Source organism: Zoogloea sp. (assembly GCF_030157465.1).
GTDB lineage: Bacteria > Pseudomonadota > Gammaproteobacteria > Burkholderiales > Rhodocyclaceae > Zoogloea.
This window is the reverse complement of sequence record NZ_JAOAUU010000004.1, coordinates 20,634-27,694: the sequence shown is the minus strand read 5'-3', so window position 1 is coordinate 27,694 and position 7,061 is coordinate 20,634. Positions and strand designations below refer to the sequence as shown.

5 protein-coding genes are annotated in these 7,061 nt (G+C 66.0%); 2 read left to right on the top strand and 3 right to left on the bottom strand.

Annotated features, from left to right (window positions below; all coding sequences use genetic code 11):
• Positions 1-142: 142 nt before the first annotated feature.
• On the bottom strand, positions 143-1,018 hold the full coding sequence (locus tag Q1W26_RS00760) for a dienelactone hydrolase family protein (RefSeq protein WP_300434554.1): 876 nt from the start codon (positions 1,016-1,018) through the stop codon (positions 143-145).
• Positions 1,019-1,095: 77 nt separating this feature from the next.
• Positions 1,096-1,899: a Crp/Fnr family transcriptional regulator gene (locus tag Q1W26_RS00755; protein WP_300434551.1), complete on the bottom strand. Its 804-nt coding sequence runs from the start codon at positions 1,897-1,899 to the stop codon at positions 1,096-1,098.
• Between the two features lie 362 nt (positions 1,900-2,261).
• On the opposite strand from Q1W26_RS00755, the gene Q1W26_RS00750 reads away from it, so the two are divergent.
• Both Q1W26_RS00750 and narL read left to right on the top strand, forming a co-directional pair.
• Positions 2,262-4,172 (top strand): histidine kinase, encoded by a 1,911-nt coding sequence (locus Q1W26_RS00750; protein WP_300434548.1) that lies wholly within the window; start codon positions 2,262-2,264, stop codon positions 4,170-4,172.
• Positions 4,169-4,843 (top strand): two-component system response regulator NarL, encoded by a 675-nt coding sequence (narL, locus tag Q1W26_RS00745; RefSeq protein WP_300434544.1) that lies wholly within the window; start codon positions 4,169-4,171, stop codon positions 4,841-4,843. The genes Q1W26_RS00750 and narL overlap by 4 nt, the downstream gene beginning before the upstream one ends.
• Here narL and Q1W26_RS00740 read toward each other — a convergent pair whose 3' ends face one another.
• A complete protein-coding gene (locus tag Q1W26_RS00740) occupies positions 4,844-7,060 on the bottom strand; it encodes a histidine kinase dimerization/phosphoacceptor domain -containing protein (protein ID WP_300434541.1) in 2,217 nt (738 codons plus the stop codon).
• Between the last annotated feature and the right edge of the window lies 1 nt (position 7,061).

Genomic DNA, 7,061 nt, shown 5'->3' with positions numbered 1-7,061 from the left:
GTGCGGGGCCTTTTTCACAACAACCGGGCTGACAGCTTGCGGCGGTGCAGCCCCCTGGAATTTATGCGGTTTGAGGCTGCCTGAGACTCAAGTCGGACCACCGCGGCCCCGTGGCGGGCATCTTGTCTGGCCCGTCGGCAAACTACACCCCGTTAGCCCTGAACCACGCCAGCAGCCGCCCCCAGCCGTCTGCCGCCTCGGCAGCGCGGTAACTGGGGCGGTAGTCGGCATGAAAGGCGTGGCCGGCTTCGGGATAAACCACAAACTCGGCCTGCTTGCCGGCCCTGGCCAGATCCGAGCGCATGCGCTCGACATCGGAAACGGGGATGCCCTGATCCTTTGCACCATAGAGGCCGAGCACCGGCGCCGTGATCTGCCCCACCAGATCGACGGGATGAGCGGGCGTGAGCGGGCTCGCCGCACCGGTCAGGCGGCCATACCACGCCACGCCGGCCTTGAGCCTGGGATTGTGGGCCGCGTAGAGCCACGTGATCCGCCCGCCCCAGCAAAAGCCGGTGATGCCCAGCCGCGACGCATCGCCACCATGGGCAGCAGCCCACGCGGCGGCCGTGTCCAGATCGCCCATCACCTGGGCGTCGGATACCTTGCTGACGATTTTTGCGAGGATGTCCGGCACGTTTTCGATGCCGGCCGGATCGCCCTGGCGCTGATACAGGTTGGGCGCAATGGCCTGGTAGCCCTGGCGGGCAAGGCGCCGGCAAACATCACGGATATATTCGTGAACACCGAAGATTTCCTGCACCACCAACACCGTCGGAAACGGCCCCGGGCCGGCTGGCTGAGCGCGGTAGGCCCCGAGCGCGAGGCCATCCGGGGCGGTGAGCGTGATATCGCCGGCAATCAGCCCGTCGGAGGACGTCTGGATCACGCTCTGCCCGAAGGCAGGTTGCACGGCGAGAGCAAAACTCCCCGCCACGGCAGCGCCAACGAAAGTGCGTCGGCTAAGGGGAAGACCGGGCACCAGACTGTCGAAATCGGGATCCTTGAGCGTAGGCATCAGGCGCTCCTCACTGTGTTGGAATGAGCGTCAGGATACCCGAAAGGCGAGCGCCCAAAAGCGCCCCGCGGAGGCGCTCAGTTCCAGGCGTGCCCGCCGGCCAGGGTGCCCGGACCACTGCGATTGAACCACGCCCCGCCTTGGCGGGAAGGCTGCCGGGCGGCGAGCGACACGGGCCGTTCGGCCGCCGGTTTGCCGGTCTGCTGTCCGGCGAATTTCTCGGTCAGCGTCACCTGCTTGCCGTTCACATGGATCAGGCCGGAATCCGACAGCTCACGAAAAATGCGCGACAGGGTTTCCGGCGTAAAGCCGAGACGGGCCGCCAGCACATGTTTGGGAATTTCCAGTTCGAGCGTGAGGCTCTTGCTTTGCCCTAGAACGCTGCCGGCGAGGCGCCGCAGGTAGTCCACAACCTTGGCCGAGCCCGACTGGAAACAATCGGCGGCAATGTCGCGCTCGATGGACGACTGACGCTCGGCCACCGCCGCCAGCATGCGGCGCCCCACGCAGGGCTCGTGCTCCATGGCGCGGAAAATACCGTCACGCCCCACGGCAACCACCACCACCGGGCTCACGGTTTCGACCGACGACACATAAGACGCCTCGCCGAAGAGTTCGGCAACGCCAAAAATCTGGCGCGGCGAAAGAATCTCGATCACCTTCTCGCCCCCTTCAGACGAACAGACGGCCACTTTGAGGTGGCCGGACATGACCTGGTAAAGGGCGCGCGGCCGGTCGCCGGCCGAGTAAACCTTGCTGCCCTTGGGCAGGCTGAGAACCTGGGTAGAACGGGCGATATCGGAAACTGCAGAGGACGGCAGGCCGCGAAACAGGGCAATTTCGCCCAGAACCAAAGAGAGATCATCGATATGGGTATGCATGGTTTCCCTCGTAGGGTTCAGGACAGGACCGCGCCCGAAAATGTGTAGCGGCCCTAAGGCATGACGCGCAGTCTAGGAAGCTTCAGGCCGCGCGAAGTTGACCTAGATCAGACTCGCCGAAACACCAAAAACACCCAAAATACCTCCTTGTGGGTATAGCACATAAAAATGAAAAACATATCCAAGCAGCTGTTTTATATAAACTTAGACTCGACAGCGGGATGGCCGCAGGGTGCTGCGAACAAGTCGGCACCCGCCGTTTCGCTAATACCATTTTCCTGCCTGGCAAGCGGCAAACAACACGCCCGCAACGCCTTCCCGGCGCCAGAATGCCTGCCTGCAGCACACTCGGAAACTCACGCGTGACACCTCACCCCCCTCCTGTGGACAGCCCCGCCCCGCGAACCCACAAGCCCGGCAGCCCGTCGGTCGTGCTCCAGCTAGGCGCGTGGATTGCCGCAATTGCCGGCCTGGCTGTCGTGTCCATTCTGGCTTCGATCACCGTCGCAGAGCTGTCGTCGGGCGAGGCGCGCGCCATCAATCTGGCTGGCTCGTTGCGCATGCAGTCCTATGTGATCCGCGCGGCAGCGGGCCCCGCCCGGCACGATCCGGCAGGCATGGAGCAAGCCATTGCGGAATTCGAGCTGCGCTATCGCAGCCCCGAGCTGCAGCAGGCCATTCCGCGCTGGGCCGACGACCCCGTACGCCTGGCCTACGAAGCGGTCGGCGCGGTGTGGGTCGGGCGCTTCCGGCCGGCAGCGCTGCAGGCATGGGGCGAAGGGCCGAACAGCCCGTCGCTGCAGGTCGAGACCATGGAAATGGTGAGCCGCATCGACCACCTGGTGGCCCTCGTCGAAGAAAGCCTGGAGTCAAAGCTGCAATGGCTGCGCCTTGTGCAGGGCATCTCGCTGATCCTGCTGTTGATGGTCGGCGCGGCCACGGTGCAGCAGCTCAAGACCCGCGTGCTGCGCCCCCTAGACCGGCTGCTCGACTCGGCGCGACGCGTTCAGCGCGGGGACTTTTCGGTTCGCCTCCCCCCGGGCCCGTCCGACGAACTCGGCCAGCTCGGCGAAGCCTTCAACTTCATGGTGGAAGACCTGTCGTGCAGCTATGCCAGACTGGAAAGCCGGGTGCAGGAGAAGACCGAGGCGCTGGCACGCAGCAACCATTCCCTCATGCTGCTCTACCGCACCACCCGCGCGCTTTCCGAGCGTGCCGTGACCCGGGCGACCCTGCAGCAGGTGCTGCAGGACGTGGTGCAGGTCATCGGCGTGCGCACCGGCGCCGTATGTCTCGGCAAGCCTGGAGAGGCCGACATTGCCACGGAGGGCTCAGGGCCGCTGCCCGTGCCGGTCAGGGAACTTTGCGCGGCGGCCTGCCAGGGTTGCGAGAAGGGTGGCAGCCCCACCGGGACGTCTCCCCCGGTGGCCGGCGCGGGCAAAACGATTTCCGTTCCGCTCTTTGATGGCACCCGCAGCCATGGGGCAATGATCCTGATCCCGCCGGACCAGCAGGCCCTCGAAGCATGGCAGATCGAATTGCTGGAAACGGTCGGGCGCCACGTGGGCGCGGCGCTGGCCTCGACCCAGCGCAGCGAGGAGAGGCACCGCCTGGCACTGCTCGATGAACGCTCGGTGATCGCCCGCGAACTGCACGACTCCCTCGCCCAGTCCCTGTCCTACCTGAAAATCCAGGTCACGCGCCTGCAAACCCTGTTGGGCCGCACGCCGCCGCCGGCTCCGGTCAACGAAATCGTCGGCGAACTGCGCGACGGCCTCAACGAGGCCTACCGCCAGTTGCGCGAGCTGCTGACCACCTTCCGGCTGCGCATCGACGGGCGCGGCCTCAACGCCGCCATCGACGACACGGTGCAGGAATTCCGCCGCCGCACCGGCCTTGAGATCACCCTCGAAAACGGTCTGTCCGGGTTTGAACTGGCCGCCAACCGCGAAATCCACGTGCTGCAGATCATCCGCGAAGCGCTCTCCAACATCGAGCGCCATGCCCAGGCCCGCAAGGTTGCAGTAAGCCTGACCACCGACGGCGCCGGCCACGTGCAGGTGAGCGTCGACGATGACGGAATCGGCTTCGATGACACGGCCCGGCCCCTCCACCGCTACGGTATCGTGATCATGCGCGATCGCGCCCAGAGCCTCGCTGGCGAACTCACCGTACTCCCGCGGGAGGGCGGCGGCACCCGTGTCGAACTCCACATCCCTGCAGCCACCCCGCTGCAGGAACCCACTCAGCCCGCCCAAGGAGGCGTTGCATGAACACTCCGACCACGACTTCCGTGATCATCATTGACGACCATCCGCTGTTCCGCAAAGGCGTCTCCCAGCTGATCGCCCTCAATGACCAGCTGCACCTGATCGGTGAAGCCTCCAGCGGCGAGGAAGGCCTGGAACTGGCCCGTGCCCTCGAACCCGACCTGATCCTGCTCGACCTCAACATGAAAGGCATGAGCGGCATCGAAACCCTGCGTGCCCTGCGCGACGCCGACCTCGCCGCGCGCATCCTGATCCTGACCGTGTCGGACGCCGCCGACGATCTGGTGTCCGCGATCCGCGCCGGTGCCGACGGCTACCTGCTCAAGGACATGGAGCCCGAAGAACTCCTCGCCCGCATTGTCGAAGCCATGCGCGGGCGCATCGTCATCAGCGAAAGCCTCAACGGCCTGCTCGCCCGCTCGCTGCGCGACGAAGCCCAGGCGGCCGAGCGCAGCCTGGCGCCGCTCACCGAGCGCGAGCGCGACATCCTCGGCTGCCTCGCCAGCGGGCTCTCGAACAAGCTCATCGCCCGCGATCTGAATATCGCCGAAGGCACCGTGAAAGTGCACATCAAGAACCTGCTGAAGAAACTCAAGTTTCGCTCGCGCCTGGAAGCCGCCGTCTGGGCCATCGACCAGAACCTGCGCCCGCAGGCGTCGGGCAGCGTGCGTTAGCTAGCCCGCTTCCGCCCGCTCCCCGCCGGACAGCGCCCCGACGTAGCGCTGGCTCTCCTGCGCGGCCGGGCGAAAACCGATGGCAACCTGCGTCCCCCCGCCTTCAGCGGCGCCCCTGGCACTGATCTCAAGGCTGCCGCCGATCTGGTTGGTCAATCCAAGCACCAGTCGCCACCCCAGGCTGAGGCTCTGCGCCGGCACGAAGCCGGGCGGCAGACCGACCCCGTCGTCACTCACAGACAGCACAACGCGATCGTCTGCCCCGGCCTGCAAGCCCACCCGCACCCGCCCTGCCCGCCCGTCAGGAAAGGCATGCTTGACCGCATTCGAGACCAGCTCATTGACGATCAGCGCACACGGAATCGCCGTCTCGATGCCAAGGACGACATCGTCCAGCGCGGCATCGATATGGATGCCCTGACGCGCAAACTGGGCCGCCAGGCGCGCCACCAGCTGGCCGAGATAAACCTTGAACTCGATGCTGGCCAGGTCTCTGGACTGGTAGAGCTGCTCATGCACCTGCGACATGGCGAGTACCCGCCCGGCGCTTTCGTCGAAGAGCGCGCGCACGCCCTGGTCCTCCACGCTGCGCCCCTGCATTGAAAGCAGGCTCGCCACCACCTGCAGGTTGTTCTTTACCCGATGGTAGATCTCCTTGATCAGGATTTCCTTCTCGTTCAGCGCGGCCTCGATACGCTGCTCGGCGCGCTTGGCGTCGGTGATGTCCGAGTGTGAGCCTGCGCTACGGATCACCTTGCCCTCGGCATCGCGCTCGACCACCGCGCCCCGCGAGCGAATCCAGCGCCAGCTCCCGTCCTTTGCGCGCATGCGGAATTCCGCCAGAAAGGGTGACTTATCCAGGCTGCAACCGGCCTGCAAACGGCGTTCAGCCTCGGCAAGATCATCCGGATGCACCATTTCCCGCCAGGAAGCGTAGTCCAGCGGAAAGCCGCCCGGTTCGTAGCCCAGCATCGTGAAGGAGCGCGGGCTCACGTAAACCGCGCCGCTCTGCATGTTCCAGTCCCACGCGGCGTCGGTCGTCCCATCGAGGGCAAGGCGCAGGTGTTCCTCGCTCTGTTCGAGCACAGCCTCGGCCTGCCTGCGCCGCCGGATGTTGACGATCAGGATGCCGATCACCACCACCAGGGCCAGCAGCGCCAGGCCCGTTGCCCACACGATGCCCCGGTATTGGGCGTAGAGGCCGGGCGGCTTGCCGACCAGCACACTCCCCGCGGGCAGGCGGCTTTCGGGAATGCCGTAGCGCTGCAGCACCGGGTAGCTGAACATCAGCAGGCGCTCCGGGCTGGCCACCGGAATATCCCGCGCCCGCGTGCCGGCCAGGATGCGCAGGCCCATCCCGGCGGCCACGCGCCCCTGGGCGACACCGTCCTCCACGCTCCCGCCGATCGTGATGCCGCTCTTCACCCGCTGACTCTCGATATCAAAAAGCGGTGCTGCCGAGACCTTCGCCATGCGCTGGATCACCGACGAAAAATCATGATGCCGGCCGCTGGAGTCCACGGCCGAAGCCAGCGGAATCACGATGTCGCCGGCCGAAAGACCGGCCAGCTTGGCGAGGATGTCTTCAAGGAGCAGATCAGTGTGCTGCTCGACCGGAATCGGGCTCGGTATCTTCAGCAGGGTGTCATGGGCACGGGCAAAGCCGCTGCCCGTGGCGGCACGGTTGCCGAACACCACCACCCGCCGGGCCTCCGGCAGCAGCAGGCGGGCAGCCTCGAGGGTGCCCGCGATGTCCAGGTGCTCGCGGATGCCGGTTACCGGAATGTCCGGCCACACGGCATTGGCGTCGAAAGAGCGCGCATCGCTGAACACGATGGACGCCGCCGGGAAGAGTTCGGCGTGATGACGCACGGCAAACTCCAGGGCCGGATCATCGGTGACGATCACCAGGTCGAAGCGCAGCGCGCCGAAGCGCCGGCGCAGATAATCCTCCATGAAATGGTCGTCCGGGCCGGCAGGCCGGCGCAACGCATCCATGTGCTCGAGGAAGATCTCCGGCCGCTCCGGCGCTGCGTTCAGCACCTCCATGATTCCGGCCACCTGGGCGTCGGTCCAGGAATATCCCCAGTGGTAGGAGTTGAGAACCAGCACCGCCTTGCGGTCGAGCGCGGCGCCCTCGCCCCGGGCCGTGCCAACCGGCCACACCAGCAGCGCGCACAGCGCCGCAAGGGTGAGCAGCAGGCGGCGCCCGATCATG